This window comes from Pseudoalteromonas neustonica, from assembly GCF_001653135.1.
Taxonomy (GTDB): domain Bacteria; phylum Pseudomonadota; class Gammaproteobacteria; order Enterobacterales; family Alteromonadaceae; genus Pseudoalteromonas; species Pseudoalteromonas neustonica.
On the sequence record NZ_BDDS01000015.1, the window covers coordinates 1 to 19,863 of the forward strand.

The window sequence follows — 19,863 nt, forward strand, 5'->3', positions numbered from 1 at the left end:
GAAATTACTCCAATTATAACTGCGCCTTCCACTTCGCCTATTCAGCCATTTATATAAGCTGTGCAGCACATAGCTGTACAGTCTATCTAGGCTACGGCTATTGTCTGGCAGGCCAAAGTAATTTCGGTATCCCATCAGTTTGCGTTTCAGTTGGGGCATCCACATGTTGAGCTTGGTTGACCGTTTGGCTTTGATGTATTGGTAAAACTCGCTCATGCTGGCGCGGTGCTTTTCAGCCCCTGTGCGCCGCCTAAGTCGAGGTTTTCCCTGTGCATCTTTTGCCCAGTAAAAGGCAAAGCCAAGAAACACAAATTGCCGCTTTCGACTCGGGCGAAATCGACTGAAGCGCAGCAGTGACGTTTTCTCTTCTGCTACTTCTAGGTTGCTTATGTTTAAATAAAAGTCTTGAGTCGTTTTGGCAGTACCTCATAAAATCGCTCCGCATCGTTGGCGTATTGAAACGCGCACACAAAATCATCGGCGTACCGGATGAGCATCGCGCGGCCACGCATTCGCGGTTTTACTTTCTTTTCGAACCATATATCGAGTGCGTAATGCAGGTAGATGTTCGCCAGTACTGGGCTAATGATGCCCCCTTGCGGCGTACCACTTTTCGGGTATTCAAAACCCCCTTCAGGTGATTTTATGCGAGCTTTAAGCCATTGGCTGATTAAGCTCAGCATGGCGTTGTCATCAATGCGTTGTTTGAGCATCTTCATCAGCCAGTCGTGGTCAAGGTTGTTGAAGAAGCCTTTGATATCGGCCTCCACAATGTAACCGTATCCTTTAAACTGAAGATTCAACGCTAAACTGTGCACCGCTTGATGGGCGCTTTTATTCGGTCGGTAGCCATAGCTATTGGGTAGAAAGTCCGCTTCCCAGATACTTTGCAATATCTGACTCACGCCTTGTTGCACCAATTTATCATCCACCGTGGGCAGGCCCAACGGTCTCTGTTTGCCATTTGCTTTGGGAATAAAGACACGTTTGATGTCATTGGCACGAAAGCGCTTATGCCTAAGGGCATCGCTCAATCGAGTTATGTTGCCAACAAGTTGCTGCTGATAAGCGGGCATGGTAATGCCATCGATACCGGCGGCGGCTTGTTTATTGAGCTGACCCCAACTTTGATACAGGCAATCTTCCCTTAGTAATCCATATAAGTTCTGAAACCTGTGTTTGGGGTGGCGCTGTGATTTAAATGTGATCGCGTTTAGTTCGGTTGTCATAGTGAGTCCAGCCCTACATTGTCCGGCCTATGTGTCTGCTAAACACGTGACTCTTTATTTATAAGAAGTACTGTTAACCCCTTCGCCATGTGATCGGCTTTCCGCCTCGGACTACTATGGGTTAATCTGACTGCCAAAGGGTCATCGTTGGCCTTGCTTTTGGCTTAGCTTCCCTACCGCTTCCTTGCGGAACGCCCTTGGCTCTCTCAAAGAGCCATCAGCCAATAAAAGCTGATGCATCTCTTTAAACATGCCACGGCTTAATAACTCCGCTGACTCGCCACAACCTCACTCATTACGGTTGCTTTGCTTGGACTTCAGTGGCACTTTCTTAATGACAAGAATAAACCTCGTCAGTCAGACTGTATTTATCGGAGCGATCTCAGCACTTTAGGGCGGTCCGACGTTTCGGCACGCATCCCCTATGGCCTACTTAATTCTCTGTGTACGCTTCACCTATCTTGTTCGCTGAAAAAAAAAACAGCTCCGCCATAGGCGCAACACTCGATACGGGTGGTGAGTTAAACCTTACCCGACAGGGACTTGCACCCTGCAAGATGCATCAAGCTTCGCTTGACGCACTAACGAGGCTGTAGAATAACTCTAACAGCCAAATTCAATTAAAAAACGAGCTCCTGTAATTAACTCTAAGCGTCTTTAAAGCATTAGGTAATGCATTTGGAACCCATAAAACTGGCTGTTTTTCTTAAAAAAGAGTAATTCTACAGCCACAACGCCTTGCTCAGGGGCAAAACGGAGTGGAGACAATTTGTGGCAATGTGATCGCAGCGAACCACAAATTGACGGAGCGTAGTTTTGTCCCTTGCAGCAATTTGTTATGTTTTCTGTTTATGCTTCATTTTAATTCCACCTGGGAGTTCAACATAATCCCAGTCGGTAAATAAGCTAATTGCGATAACACCTCCAATAGCTACAATAAGCGCAACAATTGTGGAAGTAGCAACTCCAGCCGAAGGTGCTACGGCCGCAACCAAACCAGCGCCAATAGGTCCAGTAGTGAGAACTAAAGGAACCGCAGCAATTATTCCTGCTACAGCAACTGGCCCCCATGACTTCGCAAGTTTTACAGCCTTTAATTTTTTGACAACATTTTTGTCGTAACTGACTATTTCGACAGCTCCAGAGTCAATCGCTGATTTTAGTTCATCTATCGATTTAACTTCGATACTCATTCAGTCCTCCTAGAAACATAACGTCTTAGTATTTATACGTTACGTTGTTTGTATCGTATAAATACCTTGTTGAACGAAGCATACTCCTCACTCAACATTTTTATTGGTATGCTTAATGCTATAGGAATTCTCTTTTTTAGGGAAGTCGTTGATTGCAGTTTTATTGGACACCCTTTTACCACTAGACGTGTTAATTACTGTTTATTTATTTCATTTTTACGCTTTTTTATATCGTTTCTGCCTGCTGTTATCTTTTTTGCTTATTTTAGGCAGCACCACATCTAAGCTGATCCTCTGTTACACCAACTTAGTTAACGAGTTATTTTTAACGGTTCGACTTACTATTAACCACTATTCATTATGATGCTTCCCGTCGCTAGGCCGTCTATTTTTGCATCCTTTATACAGAGGCTTTTCAGTATCAGCCGCCCTTGCTTACATGATGGACACGGCCAATTAACGCTAACCGGCACTGGTGTATCTGACTTTCCTTGATTTACAGCCTCATACTTACCTATTTGTGCGCTGATAATATCCCGCTTTTTGGCTCTACATGCACTGGCTAAAAAACCGTAGTGTCGTATTCGCATAAACCCACTTGGGAGCACATGCAGTAAATAGCGCCTGATAAATTCTATGCCCGTTAATGTCATTCGCTTTATTTTGCTGTCTCGGTAGTCTTTATAGCTAAACGTGACACTTTCTTTTGTTACCTGTTTGAGTCGTCCTTCATGCAACATGCCTTTACGTGTGTAGCGCCCAAGGTATTTCAACACCGTTTTCGGCTCGGTCAAATTCACCTTGCTGTGTACGCACCATGATTTTTTCATGAGCAATTCGCTTTGAGGTATCGTTAGCGTTAGTTTATGTGCCCTAATGGCTGCTAGCATTTTTGCTCTAAACACGGTTGCTAAGGCTTTTACTGCAAATAAATACGGCTTTTTAACACCGCGCCACTCACCTGACGATGTTAATACGCCACCTGGAATTAAACAGTGCAAATGAATATGTTGAGCAAGGCTTTGCCCCCATGTATGTAACACCGCAGTCATTCCTAACGTGCCTTGTAACTGTTTTTACGCTGCGCAAACTGACTGAGGGTTTGCCATACAGCATGAAATAAACAGCTGTAAATCTCACGCGGATATTGCCTTGCTAATCCATTTAGTTCATGAGGGAGTGTAAATACCAGATGAAAATAAGGCGCATTGATAACATCTTTACTTTGTTGTTCACTCCATTGCTCGCTAACATGCCCTTGGCACTGCGGACAGTGTCTATCTCTACATGCGCAGTACACTGTTTTATTATGCTCGCAGCGATCACACTGCCATTGCTGAGCACCTAACTTTACGGTTCGACAGTCCTTTATGTGCTGACACACTCGCTGTTGTTGATAGGTTAATGCATGGACTTTTTTATAGTTACTGAGGTGTTGCGCTAAGATATCTGCAACATGATGCGTCGTTGCCATCTTAACCCTCCTCCCACGCAGCCATTAAATCATGGCTACTATGTGCCATCTCTGGCAACCAGTGTAAATAACGCTCTGTCGTACGAATACTCGTATGTCCCAACTGCTTTTGTAACTGGTGAAGCGGCATACCTGCTTCAATTTGATGTGTAGCATAAGCGTGACGCAAACTATGCGCGGATACATTTTTTGCAATGTCAGCCCGCGCTACCGCACGTTTTAATCCACGACTAAACGTTTTTGCATCTATCGCTTTTTCTTTATCCCAATTAGTACAAAACAGTATACTGCCAAGGGAAAAGCCTGCTATATAAGCGTTTAATCGCCTTGCTGCGCTTTTAGGTAATATGACACGACGGTCTTTATTGCCTTTCCCTGCTCTAACCCATAGGCAGTCTTGGCTAAATTCAATATCAACAACCCGTAAATTCAGTAATTCACTTATTCTGAGTCCACAGCCATAGCAAATACAAAGCATGACTTTTTGTTGTGCAGATACCGTATTTAAAAACAGGCGATGAACCTCATCCCGTGTTAGCAGTATCGGTATTTTGTGTGCTTTTTTAGGCAATACAATATCAATGCTGAATGAGCGCTGTAGTACATATTTATATAAAAAATTAACGGCATTGAGTTTTACTGCAATCGTTGCACGCGACAAGTGCTGTGTTAGGTTTACATACCTAAAATACGCCTCAAGCTCTTCCTTATTAATTAAGTCAGGCGATTTATCGTAGTAATTAGCTAACTGAGCGAGTGCATTTATATAAGATTCTTCGGTACGTGGTGAGTAGCCTCTTAAACGGATCTCGTCTATGACGCGTTGTCTTAATGGGGTCATTGGTTTTCTCCGGTAAATGGGGGAAGTCCCAATGACAAGTGTGGCAATTATGCTGAAGGTTGCTAGCTCCGCGTAGCGGCTTTGTTCAACAATTTTATCTATGACATTTGTCGTTTTATAAACCGACAAATGTCCATATATTACAATGCATTTATCTTAGCCCTCAAATAAACACCTGTAAACAATTAGTTAACTTTACCTCATATTTTAGAAATGCAGAAATACACCAAAATGGTAGAGATCAGTAATATTGGACAAAAATAAAACACTGTCTACATACACAGCATTTCACTTTAGAGATTCACACTCTCAAATCACCTTTCATTGACGATTAAAATACTGTAAAAATCCTTTGGCTTGAAAAAGTGGTTTTAAGTTAGGCTTACTGTAGTGACGTAAAGTAGCGTGACTTTAGGTGTTACTTTAGAGTGTTACTTTCAAAACTGCTCAGCTTTAGCGTTACATAAAATTGCTGCGACATAACGTGCTTTTATTGACGCCGCTAATAAGAATAAATGAATAGCAGATATTGCTATAGGCCTTCTACTATCATTTCTTTGATTTTTTGGGCTTTTACAAAGTGGTCTAATTGATGGGTTTGTATCCACCACGTTGCAGCTTCCATTAGCGACTGCGGATCATCATTTTTATTTGCAAAAAAAGCATAAAATGACAACCCTACATTGGGCCCTTTTTGTGCGATTTTTTTATTACATACAGTTATGATTTTTTCTCTAAGTTGCGCATTCATTGTATTCGGGGCCTCTTACTTTAATAAAATGCATTACCGTTTTTAACTTTAAGCAACTGTAATGCATATGGCTAACAAGTGTGTAGTTATAGTTTAAAGTGGTTAAATAAACTAAACAGCTGCTTTTTCAAAGTATTTTATACTCGGCGCTGATGCTAAAAATAATGCAAGTTCAGCAAGCACTCCATTATTATCGATATGCTCAATATAGGCACGGTGGTGTTTAACACTAAGCCACTGCTCTTCTATCAACATTTCTGAGTTTGGTTTATCAAAATAAATCGTTACATCTAAACAGCCGTTAAATGCCCTTACTGCGGGTAAGTGTTTTTCTAAAAATGGCAGTAATAATTCGAGTTGCCCTGATTTTACACAACAACTAAGCGTTACTCTTATACTCATGCCTTTCTCCTGTGATTAATGAGTTGTTGCATTTAATCACCGCTAAAAAATATAACTGCTCAAAAACCATCAAAAGTAACGTTTTTAAATCAATTACTTTGTTTAAATTGTTTTGGCGTTATGTTGTACTTCTTTTTAAACAATTTAATGAAATGGGAGACGTTTTCGTAACCTAAATCTGCTGCTATATGTGTGACGGTTAACTCTGTTTCTTGTAAAAGTTGGTAGGCTCGAACCAAGCGTTTTTCTTGTAGCCACTGGTTAGGCGTAACACTGTAAAGAGATTTAAAGTCTCGTGTAAATGTTGATACACTTTTACCAGATAAATTAGCTAAATCTTTAATTGTTAACTTAAGGGTATTAGGGTTATTTAGCAGCCGCGTGATATTACGCTTCGGTGGGTAAGTTGTGTGCTTTGATTGTACGAGCGTTTGATAAATAGCTTTGTCGTAAATTGCTAATAAATGCAGTAACTCTAAAAGCTTAACTTTTAACAAAGGCGCTGTATTACAGGTTCGTTTATGCAATTTTTGAATTGAATCAAAATAGGTTTTCACTAAATCATCGCATTGAATTTTAAGCAACGACGTAGCGCTGACAGTCGTACTCGGCTGACTTTTATTTACTTTGTATGTGCTTAAAAATTCGCTGATCACATCCTCATCAAAAAAAGTTAAGTACGCTTTTAACGATGAGGTTGTTCTTACATAATCTGAATGCACGTTAAGCCCTTGCGGTAAAAATACAGCACTGCCAGCATGCAGCTCATGTGTTTTATTTTCAGATATTGTAATGGTTTCTTGCCCACTTTCAATGTACACCAAACACGGTGTATTCGTATAAAATTCAACATCTACTAAATCATGGCGAAGGCTTTTATAAAAAATCCCTGTATTTGCGGTGTGTAGCAGCGGCACAACATCCGTCATTGTATAAAGTGACTGGGGTAGTACTAATATATTTTTTTTACTGTGATCAAATACGCTGTTCATTTATCACCTATAAAAACGTGCAATCAGTGTTCTTTTGTTAACATCCTGCACTGTATTTTATTCGCCGGCCGAGCATGGTAAATACGTGTAGTTGAGTATTAATTTTTTACTCTAACACTTTTAATATTCGTTCTTTACGCGGTATATAGTAATTATCGTAATTTAATGACACTATCACCCGCTGCGCTTTGCCGAGTAACTCTTTACGTGGCACTAAGCCTATCATTCTTGAATCTGCACTGTTGTCTCGGTTATCGCCCATTGCTAAATACATGTCTTCTGCGATTGTGATTGGCGCAAAGCTTTGTATGGTGGAGCGCTGCTTATCAACTTTTACAAGGTGTTTAATGCCATTTAAGTTTTCGATTCTTATTTGGTTTGTTGTGTTGTCTGTTGAGGTGTCATAACTGAGTTTTTTACCGTTAATAATTAGCTCATTATTAACTAATGCAACCGTGTCGCCAGGTACACCTATAACGCGCTTAATTAATCGATTATCAGCTGCCACTGAATCAAATACTATAATATCGCCCGCACTTGGCTCAGATATTCTCGCAAGCGATATTTTTGTAAAAGGAACTCTTAAGTCGTAGGCCATTTTATCTGTGAGGATTCTATCACCTTCAACAATTGTTGGTTTCATCGAACCTGTAGGTACTTCATACCAATCAGCTACTGCGCTCCTAAATACACACATTAACGAAATGAAGACGATAAGTGAGCGATTATTTCGCCAAATTTTATATAGGCTTTTCATGTTAGATTATCCATAAAAGTGGGTTATATAATAGACTTGGCAAATAACCTTAGGTTCATAAAACATGTAATAAACAATGTAACAAACTATGAATACAAAAGAGGATAAAATATAGGACGATAAATAAAAGTAAAGCGCGCTTGGCGCGCTTTACTTTTATACATTACTTAGGGCTTAACGTGATTTTATTGCTTTTTATTATTGATTTTTAAACTGTGCTTTTGCTTGTTCAACTTGGCCTTGATCAATGCCAAGTGAATCAGCCGCTTCTTTAATTAAATGTGGTTGAGTCATTACGACTGCCATTAATTGCTGTAGTTTTTCAGGCGGTATACCAAGTTGTTGCACTAGCGCCATTGCCATCATAGGGTTTTGTGTAAATGCTTGAAAAAGTTCATGTACTTTTTCGTCACTTACGTTGTGTTCTTTTAGGGTTGCTATAATTGGGTTCATTGTATGCCTTGGATTGCTTTTTCAGTTACCCTAAGTTATATGGGCAAACTTTAATTTTTAAACTACTCAACGAGTAATACAACCTTTCCTGCATTTTCGTTTCGCTCAAGTATGGTATGCGCTTTTGCTGCGTCTTGCCATGGTAGGGTTTTATAAATATTAAAATCAAACGTTTGATTGGCTATATCGTCATAAAACCTTGCTACAAACGCATCGCGCAGCTGACGTTTAAAGGTTTGGCTGCGGTTGCGAAGTGTTGAAGCATGCAATGAAATGCGTTTTTGTAATAAGCGTGCAAAATCCACTTCTGCAAAGCGCCCGTCTAAAAATGCCAACATCACAATTTGGCAATCTAATGCGGCAATGGCTGCATTTTTATTTAAATAACGCCCTGATACCGGATCAACAATCACATTTGCTGTTAAATTATGCTGTTGCATATAATCAACAAAGTCATCTGTTTTATAGTTTATGGCATGGTCCGCGCCGAGCGCTTTGCCGTGCTGACATTTTTCATCGCTCCCTGCGGTGATAACCACAATTGCACCGGTGCGTTTAGCCATTTGAATGCAGGCGCCACCTACACCGCTGGCCCCAGCATGAATAAGCACAGTGTGCCCTTGCTGCAAATTACCTAGTTGGAAAAGCGCACCAAATGCCGTTAAATACACTTCGCTAATGGCTGCACCCTGCGCCATTGTTAAACCACTCGGTAAAACCATTAATTGCGCTGCATCTACTGCTACATATTCACTATAAGCGCCACCAGCGCACAACGTAAATACCGCTTTATTAAGCCAGCTATTATCAGCATCTGCGCCAAGTTCAATGACTGTGCCGGCACATTCTAACCCTAATATGGGGCTATCGCCTTGCGGAGCTGGGTATTTACCTTGTCGCTGCATGCAATCGGCGCGATTAACGCCTATCGCAGCCACTTTGATCAATACTTCGTGCGCTTTTAATTGCGGTTTAACGGTTTCGCTGAGTGATAATTGCGCATGTTGATGGGAAATAAATTGCATAGGTGTTCCCTTTATTAATCGATTTTACGCCATACTTCGGCTTCAATTAACTTACCATTTTCAGTTAAAGAATGATGCCACAAGTTCCCTTCAATTTTATAATCAAAGGCCATTGTTTTACCAAGTAATGAGGGGATATTGCCATATGCGAACGTCTCAACAAACTGTTCATTTTTTAAAGTGTATTGCCCGCCACCAGCATAGTGGAACTTGCCATTTTTTTGGGTAATATAGTTAAAATGCGTTGCAGTAATCAGTTTTACTGAGGTCAGCTCTGGTGCTTTAGCACTCACAAACCCATCTTCAACGGCGTATTTGCCTTGCACAAACTCCCAGCTGCCCAATAGTGGATTAGCCACTGCTATTGGCGAAGCAATTAATAAACTTGCTAACAATAAAGATTTCATACTCTTTCCTTGGTTTTATTTTGAGGAGTAATATACCCTTTTTCGCACCCAACATTCATTAGACTTTAATAGTGGTATTACTATACCCAAATCACCTCAAGATGCAGGATTCAGCGTTTCACAGGGGCTTAATATCAAGGCGTTACTTTGCAACAATGGCAGTCCCTTTTAAGAAGTAACAACGATGAGAGTAAGCGCCTGTGAAACGCCCAAAGGGTTGGTTTAAAAGCGATTTATACTGTGTCATTGATTTTAACAAGGGAACAACCATTATTTGCAATCAATGCCTTGTCTAAATCGCTTTTAACTCCAACTGCAACTCGCATCTTGAGGTGGTTTGGGTATAAAGCGCCAACTTTGTTTATAAGGGTACACATCAGCCAGATGCCCTGCATTGATTTGGTTTTGACATTGCTGCCAAAATTCAGGGCTGAATAAATTGTGATGTTGCTGGCAAAAATAACTAAACGCCTGCTTGTTTGCGCTAAAAAAAACGTTAAATTGACTTGGAAATACGTCGTTTTCGGCTACATCAAAATAGCTTTCGCTACTGATCTCATCAAAGCTATTTTGGCTCGTTGGTAAATCTCTAAATTCGCAATCTGTTAATGGGCATATTTCATCGTAATCATAAAACACCACACGGCCCCAACGTGTCACGCCAAAATTTTTCATCAGCATATCACCAGGAAAAATATTAGCCTCAGCTAAATCTTTAATTGCTTTACCGTAATCGTGCATTACGTTACTAAGCTGTTTGTTGTCACACTGATTAATGTATAAATTAAGCGGGGTCATTTTACGCTCAACGTACACATGTTTTAGCACGAGCGCTTTATTTGAAATTGCCATGCTGTTGCCAATACTCGCGCGCATTTGCTCAAGCAGTTCATCGCTAAAACGGCTTAAATCAAATGCCAAATAGCGAAACTCATGCGTGTCGACTAAACGCCCTACTCTGTCGGCTTGTTTTACAAAATCGTATTTTGCCATTACTTGTGCTTTAGTGGATGTTTTGGGTGCGCTAAATCTATCTTTGATCACCTTGTAAACATAATCAGAGTGCGGTGTCGTAAATACCAGCATCACCATGCCTGGAGTCCCTGGGGCAATAATGTATTTATCGTGTGTGGGGCTATTTTTAGTCGTGTCTACTTTGTAACGGTAAAATTCAGTTTTAGCGTGCTTAATAAAACCTATGGCATTAAATAACTCAAATCGTTGCTTATGTGGCATTAACACTGACAGGTAATCTACATAACGGGCTGGTTGATCTGTATCAACCATAAAATAAGTACGTGCAAAGCCAAACAGTAAACTGAGTTGATCAGCCCCCATCATCACAGCATCAAGCTTTAAGCCATTTTCAGTATGTAATATCGCCACTGCAAAAGGCATATTATCGCCATTTTTAGCAATGCATCGGCCAATTAAATAACAGGCTTTATTTCTAAAAAATAATGAATTAGCGTATTCAATAAAACCATCATTTAGATTCATCAATTCATATACTTGGCGACATTGCTGCTTTGCACCTAGTGTTAAAGTACGCTGTAAGGCATCAACATCCTTGTTTAAATCTGTAAATTTAACCCGAAAAGCTTGGCGATAAATTAGTTGTGCTACAGCATGAGTAAAGCCATTTTGTAATGAAATTCGGCTCACTAAATTATCAAATGGTCTTGGTTTAGCGCGGTACTTAGCTTTTAAGACAAACAAATGAACAGTGCGTATTTTTTTATCGTCCCAAATAGAGCCAAATGTTGAATTAAAAAATGTGTGCGCAATGGGCTGGTTTTCGTGATTTTCGACCATTTCTCCATAAATGTGTTTTGCTTGCTCCCATAGCCGTGGGTCATGTAGTTCTTTAAAAGCAATTATTCGCACTGCATTACTCACGCTTTTAACTTGGCGCTCATACACTTGTAAACGTTCGCGCATTGCTGATTGCACATCTAACCATTGTCGTTGCTCAAAGCGACTTTGTGCACCCAAGGTAATATTTAAAAATGCAGCAAACATGCCTTCAAACCCAGCAAATACAGCCCGTGCTAGTTTAGTTGCAATAACATGCTCTATGGCATCATTCGGTGAAACCGCTAACAGTGTTTGTGTGTTTTGTTTGGGCATATTTTTATCACTTATGGTGGCTATGTAATTTTATGGGTTTACACACCTTAGCAAGCAGGCTTTAATTTAGATAATTAATACAGCGAATGAATAAGATTGATCAAATGAATATAAGAAATGTCGATCTCAACCTACTGGTGTACTTAAATGTACTCATAGATGAGCAAAATGTCTCTAAGGCGGCAAATAAATTAGCGTTAACACAGCCTGCAATGAGTAATGCACTCAAGCGTTTACGTGATTTATTTGACGACCCGCTACTTGTTCGCGCAGCAGGCTCTATGACTCCGACTGCAAAAGCCTTAAGCTTAAAGCCAGAAATAGAGGCGTTGTTAAAAATGGCCGAGGCAATTACTCAGCCCAGTGATGTTTTTGATCCTACTACTGCACACATGACATTTAGAGTGATGGCAAATGACTATTTAGAATCAACCTTAATCGCTCCATTTATAACCGCACAGCTTAATAAACACCCAGGGCTTAATTTTGATGTACTCAGTCCTAGCGATGTAAACCTGCAAGATATGGAAAAAGGCACTATTGATTTAGCGATTAATCGCTTTAATGGTTTGCCGCGATCTTTTCATCAATCCAGTGTGTGGCGGGATAATTATTGCTGTTTAATGCACCCTGCAAACCCCTTTTTACAGCAGCCCAATTTAAACCAATATTTGGCCTCAGAACACATTTGGGTTAATCGTGCTGGCTGGGGGGCTGAAGCTGCGGTTACTAATAAATCAGGGAGCCAGAAATTAGGCTGGGTAGACGAAGCACTCTGGCAATTAGAGCAGACCCGCCATATTAGGGTGTTTACCCGTCATTACATGGTGGCAAGTTTATTGTGTCAATCTCCCCAGTTAATCGCAACATTACCAAGACGACAAGCAATGCTACTAACCAAACACACTAACTTAGTGATCAGCCCTGTACCATTTCAAATAGTGCCTATAGAGGTAAAAATGATCTGGAGCCCACTACTGCACCATGCAAGCCCGCATCAATGGTTACGCAGAGAATTACAAAATTTTGCTGCAACAATTGCGGATCGCTGAGATTGTTCAAACCAATCTTTAAATACTTATGCTACGATTCAATCCAATTCACGATATTGATTAAATCAATATCAGTTATTGAAAACAACAATTTCATAAATAGTGTTCTTAGGGCTAGAGTGAAGTCATACCAAATGAGTTAGCCACTAAAATTAAGAGACAACATTATGATGCAAACGACAGCAAGCTTTACCCAACAAGACGGATTATTCATCGATGGTCATTTACATGCTTTTATTGAGCAACAGCTATGTAAAAAAATGACGATAAATTGTGACGATGTGTATCAGGCATTAGCCACATTAGTTGATGAGTTTGGTTGCCAATGCCGTAAAAACAAACACCTTGAAGGTGATAGCTTAGACGTGCAAACATTATTGCATGCGTACAAAGTTGAACATAATCACCCTCATTGTCATGTTGATGCGCAAACAACAACCGCGGTACTCGATGAATATTGTTGTCAGGTGCCTGCAATCATTGTGGTTGCGTTAATGGATACTCTAAGCGGCACACCTAGCGATGAACATGATGCAAAGGCTATTTATCACCGTGCTGCAACCCTTGTTAACCGCCCTTGTATGTATCGTGCAGAACTTAGTAACGCCAATGCAGCCTAAGCTATGAGTGCTTTAAATGCTCGATTATCCTTTGTGTAAAGTCACTGCAACTTAGGATAGTCGAGTTATGTGGATCTTCTTGTAAATCAAAGGTCAATTCGCCCGCTAAAAAGGTGTATTGCAAAGCATGCTCTATCTGATTAGCTGCTTCATGCCACTTCATAAATCGTAGCATCATTACCGCACTTAAAATACTACTTGTTGGATTAGCGCTATTTTGACCAGCTATTCGCTCAAAAGTCCCGTGCGTTGGTTCAAAAAAAGCCACTTCATTATTTAAGTTTGCCGCAGGCATGATGCCAATCCCTCCCACTTGTGCTGTTAGCATGTCAGCTAAATAGTCACCATTTTGATTGGTTGTCACGACCACATCAAATTGCTCAGGGTTCATCAGCGCTTGTTGATGCATGTTATCTGCAATCACTTCTTTAATAACCAGTGGTGCTAAGCCTTCTCGCGGAATTTCAAGCCAACGACCATTACTATGTGTTACTGCTGAAAACTCATCCTGTGCAAGCGCAAAACCCCAGCGTTTAAATGCACCATCAGTAAATTTAAGCACATTACCTTTATGCACAACAGTGACTGAGTCACTTTTTTGCTCCAGCGCATAATTAATTGCATAGCGAACTAAACGCTGTGACCCTTCTTTGGAGATATTCTTAATGCCAATACCACATTGCTGATCAAAGCGTAGACGAGTAACGCCCATTTCTTGACATAAAAAGTCCAACATTTTTTCAGCTTCAACACTGCCAGCTTGCCATTCTATGCCAGAATAAATATCTTCTGAGCTATCGCGGATCACCACAATGTTAGTTTTTTCAGGATGTTTCAGTGGCGAAGGTAATACACTGTAGCCTTTAATAGGCCGCATATTGACAAACAAATCCATTTCATGACGAAGGGCTACATTGAGTGAACGAAAACCACCACCAATCGGTGTGGTTAAAGGGCCTTTTATAGCAATTTTAAACTGCCTAACAGCATGTATTGTTTCTTGCGGAAACCAATCACCATCGTAAAGCTGCGCTGCTTTTTCACCATTGAACACTTCCATCCAGTGAATTTTACGCTGTCCTTGGTAACACACATCAACAGCGTGATTTACCACTTTTCGCATACAGGGTGATATATCTTGCCCAACGCCATCACCATCAATATAAGCAATAATAGGTTGTAGAGGAATATGCCATTGGCCTTGTTCATCAATGCTAATCTGTTCGCCATTTGGCGGCACGTCAATATGTTGATAGCCCATAATATTCCTATGTGTTTGTATAAAAACCATAACAATTAAACCATGCTTATAATGAGCTGTCGTAGTTAGAGCATCTATAGTTACTATTCAACAATAAAATAATCATGCTAAAACAGTTTTTTGTTGAGCGGTATGTGAATAAAATGCTTAGGACAATAAATCTTTTGGGTTAACGCTCAGTAGCAGATCGCGTGGCTGTGGGGTCACAGTCTAAATAATAAATTCATTGTTTAACTGGGGATATAATCGAGTCCATTTTAGCTAATAATCCATTAACTAAACGACTATCCAAGGTGATGCTATCTGCTTTGAGTGACTTATCTAAACAAACAGCTTGCTGATAAAGCGCATCGCAATCAAACATCCCTGCTGTCCCTTTTATCATATGAATACTTTTTGCTAACCCATCTATATCACCGCTGCCAAACTGGGCCGCAATGGTATCTCTTTGATTTTTTAACCCTTCAATATACGTTTTTTTCAACGCATCAAATTCATGATCAGGCAATTTAACTTCTTCGTGCATTTCTATATCAAGGTAACTGGCAATTTTATGGCTAAACTGACTGCGATCTATTGGTTTTGCAATGTGATCAACAAATCCTTGTTTTAGATAACGATCAATCTCATTTTTCATCGTATTTGCCGTCAATGCAACTATTGGTGTTGTTAAACCCGTCGCCTGCATCATATGAATAGCTTGCTCACCATCCATCACTGGCATTTGAATATCCAATAAAATTAAATCAAATTGGTTATCAAGTGTTGCTTGCACTGCATCTTGCCCGTTTTCCACTGCCGTAACTGTTAACCCCATACGCTGTAAAATACGCTCGATTAACTGACGGTTCTCAGGGTGATCTTCAGCAACGAGTACTTCACCCACTAAGTTGCGTTGGCATTGTGAAGAGACTAAATCTTTTGGTTGCTCAATTGATATATCTTCAAAGCTGTTAACCCAGCGTGTTTTTTCAGTTATTTGTAACGCTAAAGCTAGGCTAAACTCACTACCGCTGCCTACTTCAGAATGAACGCTGATATCACCATCTAATTTTTGAGCCAAACTTTTTGATATATTTAAGCCTAATCCAGTTCCACCATATTTACGCGTGTTCGTTGCATCAGCTTGGTAAAATGGGGTAAATAACTCTTGCTGCTCAGCAAGGGTCATACCGATGCCCGTGTCTTTGACTTTGATCCACAATTGATCTTTTTCACAACTTACTGATAGTTCTATATTTCCAACGGTCGTAAATTTAATCGCATTAGCAGCAAGATTTAATAGTATTTGCCGTAAGCGTGTTGGATCAGAAATAATCCAATCAGGTAAAGGAAATTCATAATTTACATTAAATTTTAGGCCTTTATCTCTAATTTGTTTACCAAGTATAGATTCAATATGCGCAATGGTTGAAAATAAATCAGTTTCAACTAACGATATTTCTAATCGGTTTGCTTCAATTTTTGACATATCTAAAATATCATTAATTAAGCCTAAGACGTGCCGACTATTTTGCAAAATAACGCGAATACCGTGATTACGCTCGTGAGGCTTTATGTCCCCTAAAATGATCCCATCTGCATAGCCAATAATAGATGTCATAGGGGTACGAATTTCATGGCTCATATTCGCTAAGAAACGACTTTTTGCTTCACTTGCATCCCTTAGCTCTTCAGCTAACTGTTCAAGCTCTTGTGTGCGCAGCTGCACTTTTTGCTCTAAATTTTTAGTTAACTCAACATTATCGTCATGTAAGAGGCTAAATTTATTTGCAACTGCAAATGCCAAGAGCATCGCATCCAGTGATGTACCTATAAGACCCAGCAAATACAAATCAATCGCTATAGGAGGTATCAAACCTAGGTTAGTCAGATTCCCAACCATATTAGGGATCGCCATAGCAAGGTAAGCCATTACAAAATAACGCGCTGGTTTAAACCCACTCATCCAGCTTCGCACACCAATAAACATGCCTAAGCATAAGGTTGCACCGGTAACAAAAGTGGCCCATATAAAACCAAAACCAGGCCATAAAATTGCAAATGGTACGCCTAACGTAGCAACCGCCCCGAGTAATAACGACGCAATGGATAATCTCGGTGAGGTTTCTTTAAGCTTAAGTAAGCTGTTATAAAATAAGATGTTTGTAAGGGGAATAAGCGTAAAGCCTAACCAATGCAAATGTGCATTGTAATAGCCAAATATTTGATCCGGAATATGGAAAAACTGACTCCATGCAAACACCCAACATGCAGTAAACATTGCATAATAAAGGTGTGTCACATCGCGCGCACCAAAATAAATCAGTAAATTATATAACCCTAGAGCAATCCCCACCCCAAAACACAACAGCATTATCATGTTCTGTAAGGTGATTTGAGGAAAAAAATCATCGTAAGGTTTTAAAACTAATTTAGGCGGAGTATAAAAGTAGTCACTTTCAAATTTAGTGACTAATACATAACGCTTCCCTGGGATCAGCGTTATTTTATTACCGTATTGAAATGCGAATTCATTTTTTTCTAAGCCACCTGTAATATAACGTGCTACAGGTGCGCTAGGCGTATCGAGATCATAAATACGTGTTTCAACCCTAGACACCAACGTATTATATGGATACAGGACTAATTCAGTTAATTTAGTTTGGTTTTCTAAAGGTAAAACAAGCCAATAACTACCACCAAAATAGGTTGTACGATTTTGCGGCTTTTTATTTAAGATCCACGTTTCGAGCTCGTCACTTGTGCGCGCAAAACCACTGTGATTACTTTGCAACACAGAACCTACTTGCAAAAGATTGGTTTCATGCTGCTGTTCATCATAAATGAAAAGATCAGGCATACTCGCCGCAGTCGCTGTACCGCAATACAGCAAACTAAAAAGCATAAATATTATTACTTTAAGGCTTAAGGCTGCCTTTACTTCCATATAACGCACCTTAATCTATCTGCATGTTTTTAAAACTGATAGCTAACATCAAGCCCATACCGGCGACCTTCACCTTTAAAGTCTTCTAGCATACCTAAGAATGGGCCTAAATCAAATTTCAAATGAGAGTAATGCGTTTCAAATAAATTTTTTCCCCACAATACCATTGACCACTGATCCATCTGATAACGAATATTACCGTTAACTAAACTATAGCCGTCTTGAAAGGCATAGGGGTTTTGGTTCTGATCAAAGTAATAATCAGATTGATAATCAATAACCAGTTGAGTTGTTAGTGGATTATTTGCAAGCTCAAATGCATACTCTATCGCTGCCGAAACATTCCACTTAGATGTAAAAGGTAGGCGGTTATTGGTCAAACTATTGCCAAGTGGATCTACAAACTCTTCAAACTCGGCATGCGGTATATAACCCAGTGAAAAACGCATTGATAATGCATCATTGGCTTTATAATCAAACTCTGCTTCTAAACCGTAAATAGTAGAATCACCAACGTTTTCTAACAGCTGAACTGGCGGGCTTTGTGGCGATGCTGATGGTTGATTCATAAATACTTGTTGATCATTATAATCATAATAAAATGCAGCCCAATTCATTCGCACACCCTGCTCAGGCCACCAAGATTTAGTACCAACTTCATGGGAGTTTAGGCGTTCTTTATCATAGGCGGCCAACTCAGCTTGCTCTGGTGATGATAAAAACCCACCATTATAACCCCCGCTTTTTGCACCGTTTGCAAACCTATAATATGTGTTTGTGGTCTCACTTAGTTGATAATTTACAGACAACTGTCCTGAAAACCCGTTGTCGCTTTGCTCTCCTTTCACATGATAAAAAGGCACTATAGCGCCTTCTAGGTCGCTAGGATCAACAATGGCATTTAATTGAGAGAGTGAATCGTACTCCAGTGATTCATACGAATAACGAAGCCCTGCCGCAATCCACCACTTCGTACTTAGCTGATAATCAAGTTGGCTAAACAAAGCAAGACTTTGCGTATCAATTTGATTGTCGTAATAAAATGTTGCAGTTAAATTTGTGGGCAAAATACCACGATAATCACGTAATATATCATTTACATTATTTTGCTTTATCGATTCGTCAGCAAAATAAATTCCAGTTGTGAGAGTATGATCACCAAATTGTGTTGCTAAACGTAACTCTTGAGTAATAAAGTCTGTATCTAGCCCTAATGAACCTTCACAAAGACGCTGTGGAGAACCATCACAATTAAACGCATGGTCTCGCTCCAACTGATTATAACTTGATATGGAGACGAGCTCATTTTCAGAATTTATTTGCCAGTTTAAATGTGCACTAAAACCTTTACCGTCGCTTTTATGAGGCGAGTCATTATTTACGCTCACGGTATAAAAGTCGTCGCTGCCATCGTTAAAACCAAAATTATCAAAGCAATTTTGAGAGCCCGCTTGTTCAACAGAGCACGGCTGCAATGTTAGCGGATTAGCTACAATCCCAATACTCCCCACAGGCTGTACAATTCCTTGCCAATCTTCAATGTGTCCTTTTAATAATAGTTGAACATTGTCAAAGTCGGTTAACAAAGAAATACGCGCATTTGTTTGTTGCATACCTGCGGTAGGTGATTGAGTATAAATGTTTTTTGTAGAATACTCATAGTCTTGATGATTAAGCGCCACGCGCAAAGCGCTATTTTCGCTAATTTGAGTGTTATACATACCATCAAGAGTTACTGAATTATTATTGCCAGCACCAACACTCAGGTAACCCGTTTGGGCAAACTCAGGGCGTTTTGTACGAATCAATATCGCCCCACCGGTAGAGTTTCTACCAAATAATGTTCCTTGGGGGCCACGCAGTATATCCACTTGCTCAATATCAAAAAAGTTAACTATTTGATTGCTCGCAGAGCCAACCGCCACGTCGTCAACGTATATTGCCACTGGCGATGTATTCGCAGTATTATAATCTACTAAACCAACCCCACGAATGTTAACTGCTGGCGGTGTGCCTTCAGCTGCATTTTGACTAATTTTTACATTAGGTGCGAATACTGAAAGCTCTGTCGTGTCTTTGTAATGTTGAGATGTTAATGCCTCTCCTTTTACATGACTGACCGCAATACTTACTTTTTCAATCGCTTGAGCGCGTTTTTGCGCATACACTTCTATCACTTCCATGTTACTTTTTGACACCACAGCAGCTTCATTTTGCGCCTGAAGACTCAATGGCAAAATTAAACTTGATGAACACAATAACAACACATGATTTGAAATTGGTTTGCATAGGCTTTTCATTCGTAACAGACCTTTATCCTAGGAGTATGTAAATATACTGTAATTAT

16 protein-coding genes and 1 pseudogene are annotated in these 19,863 nt (G+C 40.0%); 2 read left to right on the forward strand and 15 right to left on the reverse strand.

The window, feature by feature from the left end:
- Positions 1–392: 392 nt before the first annotated feature.
- The 12 genes and pseudogenes from A7967_RS16605 to aceK all read right to left on the reverse strand — a co-directional run bounded on the left by A7967_RS16605 (position 393) and on the right by aceK (position 11,654).
- Positions 393–1,229, reverse strand: a complete 837-nt coding sequence (locus tag A7967_RS16605; protein ID WP_231659083.1) for a reverse transcriptase domain-containing protein — start codon at positions 1,227–1,229, stop codon at positions 393–395.
- Positions 1,230–2,065: 836 nt separating this feature from the next.
- Positions 2,066–2,422, reverse strand: coding sequence for a hypothetical protein (locus A7967_RS16610; RefSeq protein ID WP_054206282.1), 357 nt, complete (start codon positions 2,420–2,422; stop codon positions 2,066–2,068).
- 344 nt (positions 2,423–2,766) lie between these two features.
- Positions 2,767–3,896, reverse strand: a pseudogene (locus A7967_RS23725) (IS91 family transposase).
- A gap of 1 nt (position 3,897) precedes the next feature.
- A complete protein-coding gene (locus A7967_RS16625; RefSeq protein ID WP_054206281.1) occupies positions 3,898–4,737 on the reverse strand; it encodes a tyrosine-type recombinase/integrase in 840 nt (279 codons plus the stop codon).
- A gap of 532 nt (positions 4,738–5,269) precedes the next feature.
- On the reverse strand, positions 5,270–5,488 hold the full coding sequence (locus tag A7967_RS16630; RefSeq protein ID WP_054206280.1) for a DUF6500 family protein: 219 nt from the start codon (positions 5,486–5,488) through the stop codon (positions 5,270–5,272).
- Between the two features lie 111 nt (positions 5,489–5,599).
- Positions 5,600–5,890 (reverse strand): putative quinol monooxygenase, encoded by a 291-nt coding sequence (locus A7967_RS16635; RefSeq protein ID WP_054206279.1) that lies wholly within the window; start codon positions 5,888–5,890, stop codon positions 5,600–5,602.
- 89 nt (positions 5,891–5,979) lie between these two features.
- Positions 5,980–6,882 (reverse strand): helix-turn-helix domain-containing protein, encoded by a 903-nt coding sequence (locus tag A7967_RS16640; RefSeq protein ID WP_054206278.1) that lies wholly within the window; start codon positions 6,880–6,882, stop codon positions 5,980–5,982.
- Positions 6,883–6,988: 106 nt separating this feature from the next.
- Positions 6,989–7,639, reverse strand: coding sequence for a signal peptidase I (gene lepB, locus A7967_RS16645; protein ID WP_064435885.1), 651 nt, complete (start codon positions 7,637–7,639; stop codon positions 6,989–6,991).
- Positions 7,640–7,837: 198 nt separating this feature from the next.
- On the reverse strand, positions 7,838–8,092 hold the full coding sequence (locus tag A7967_RS16650) for a DUF2999 family protein (RefSeq protein WP_054206276.1): 255 nt from the start codon (positions 8,090–8,092) through the stop codon (positions 7,838–7,840).
- Between the two features lie 62 nt (positions 8,093–8,154).
- A complete protein-coding gene (locus tag A7967_RS16655; RefSeq protein ID WP_054206275.1) occupies positions 8,155–9,117 on the reverse strand; it encodes a zinc-binding dehydrogenase in 963 nt (320 codons plus the stop codon).
- A gap of 14 nt (positions 9,118–9,131) precedes the next feature.
- On the reverse strand, positions 9,132–9,524 hold the full coding sequence (locus tag A7967_RS16660; RefSeq protein WP_054206274.1) for a hypothetical protein: 393 nt from the start codon (positions 9,522–9,524) through the stop codon (positions 9,132–9,134).
- 303 nt (positions 9,525–9,827) lie between these two features.
- Positions 9,828–11,654, reverse strand: a complete 1,827-nt coding sequence (aceK, locus tag A7967_RS16665) for a bifunctional isocitrate dehydrogenase kinase/phosphatase (RefSeq protein WP_054206273.1) — start codon at positions 11,652–11,654, stop codon at positions 9,828–9,830.
- Between the two features lie 104 nt (positions 11,655–11,758).
- Between aceK and A7967_RS16670 the strand changes: the two genes are divergently transcribed.
- Entirely contained in the window at positions 11,759–12,706 is a 948-nt protein-coding gene (locus A7967_RS16670) for a LysR family transcriptional regulator (protein ID WP_054206287.1), read from the forward strand.
- A gap of 170 nt (positions 12,707–12,876) precedes the next feature.
- A complete protein-coding gene (locus tag A7967_RS16675; RefSeq protein WP_054206286.1) occupies positions 12,877–13,326 on the forward strand; it encodes a hypothetical protein in 450 nt (149 codons plus the stop codon).
- Position 13,327: 1 nt separating this feature from the next.
- On the opposite strand, the gene icd is transcribed toward A7967_RS16675, so the two are convergent.
- The 3 genes from icd to A7967_RS16690 all read right to left on the reverse strand — a co-directional run bounded on the left by icd (position 13,328) and on the right by A7967_RS16690 (position 19,816).
- The gene (icd, locus tag A7967_RS16680; RefSeq protein WP_054206272.1) at positions 13,328–14,587 is read right to left on the reverse strand and encodes an NADP-dependent isocitrate dehydrogenase; all 1,260 of its coding nucleotides are present in this window, start codon (positions 14,585–14,587) and stop codon (positions 13,328–13,330) included.
- Between the two features lie 223 nt (positions 14,588–14,810).
- The gene (locus A7967_RS16685) at positions 14,811–17,516 is read right to left on the reverse strand and encodes a 7TM diverse intracellular signaling domain-containing protein (RefSeq protein ID WP_054206271.1); all 2,706 of its coding nucleotides are present in this window, start codon (positions 17,514–17,516) and stop codon (positions 14,811–14,813) included.
- Between the two features lie 29 nt (positions 17,517–17,545).
- Positions 17,546–19,816 (reverse strand): TonB-dependent receptor, encoded by a 2,271-nt coding sequence (locus tag A7967_RS16690; RefSeq protein ID WP_054206270.1) that lies wholly within the window; start codon positions 19,814–19,816, stop codon positions 17,546–17,548.
- Positions 19,817–19,863 lie beyond the last annotated feature (47 nt).

Coding starts and splice junctions, on each gene's coding strand:
- lepB (WP_064435885.1), bottom strand. CDS start 7,639: ATGAAAAGCCTATATAAAATTTGGCGAAATAATCGCTCACTTATCGTC.
- A7967_RS16605 (WP_231659083.1), bottom strand. CDS start 1,229: ATGACAACCGAACTAAACGCGATCACATTTAAATCACAGCGCCACCCC.
- A7967_RS16690 (WP_054206270.1), bottom strand. CDS start 19,816: ATGAAAAGCCTATGCAAACCAATTTCAAATCATGTGTTGTTATTGTGT.
- icd (WP_054206272.1), bottom strand. CDS start 14,587: ATGGGCTATCAACATATTGACGTGCCGCCAAATGGCGAACAGATTAGC.
- A7967_RS16635 (WP_054206279.1), bottom strand. CDS start 5,890: ATGAGTATAAGAGTAACGCTTAGTTGTTGTGTAAAATCAGGGCAACTC.
- A7967_RS16685 (WP_054206271.1), bottom strand. CDS start 17,516: ATGGAAGTAAAGGCAGCCTTAAGCCTTAAAGTAATAATATTTATGCTT.
- A7967_RS16670 (WP_054206287.1), top strand. CDS start 11,759: ATGAATATAAGAAATGTCGATCTCAACCTACTGGTGTACTTAAATGTA.
- A7967_RS16655 (WP_054206275.1), bottom strand. CDS start 9,117: ATGCAATTTATTTCCCATCAACATGCGCAATTATCACTCAGCGAAACC.
- A7967_RS16675 (WP_054206286.1), top strand. CDS start 12,877: ATGCAAACGACAGCAAGCTTTACCCAACAAGACGGATTATTCATCGAT.
- A7967_RS16625 (WP_054206281.1), bottom strand. CDS start 4,737: ATGACCCCATTAAGACAACGCGTCATAGACGAGATCCGTTTAAGAGGC.
- A7967_RS16660 (WP_054206274.1), bottom strand. CDS start 9,524: ATGAAATCTTTATTGTTAGCAAGTTTATTAATTGCTTCGCCAATAGCA.
- A7967_RS16610 (WP_054206282.1), bottom strand. CDS start 2,422: ATGAGTATCGAAGTTAAATCGATAGATGAACTAAAATCAGCGATTGAC.
- aceK (WP_054206273.1), bottom strand. CDS start 11,654: ATGCCCAAACAAAACACACAAACACTGTTAGCGGTTTCACCGAATGAT.
- A7967_RS16640 (WP_054206278.1), bottom strand. CDS start 6,882: ATGAACAGCGTATTTGATCACAGTAAAAAAAATATATTAGTACTACCC.
- A7967_RS16630 (WP_054206280.1), bottom strand. CDS start 5,488: ATGAATGCGCAACTTAGAGAAAAAATCATAACTGTATGTAATAAAAAA.
- A7967_RS16650 (WP_054206276.1), bottom strand. CDS start 8,092: ATGAACCCAATTATAGCAACCCTAAAAGAACACAACGTAAGTGACGAA.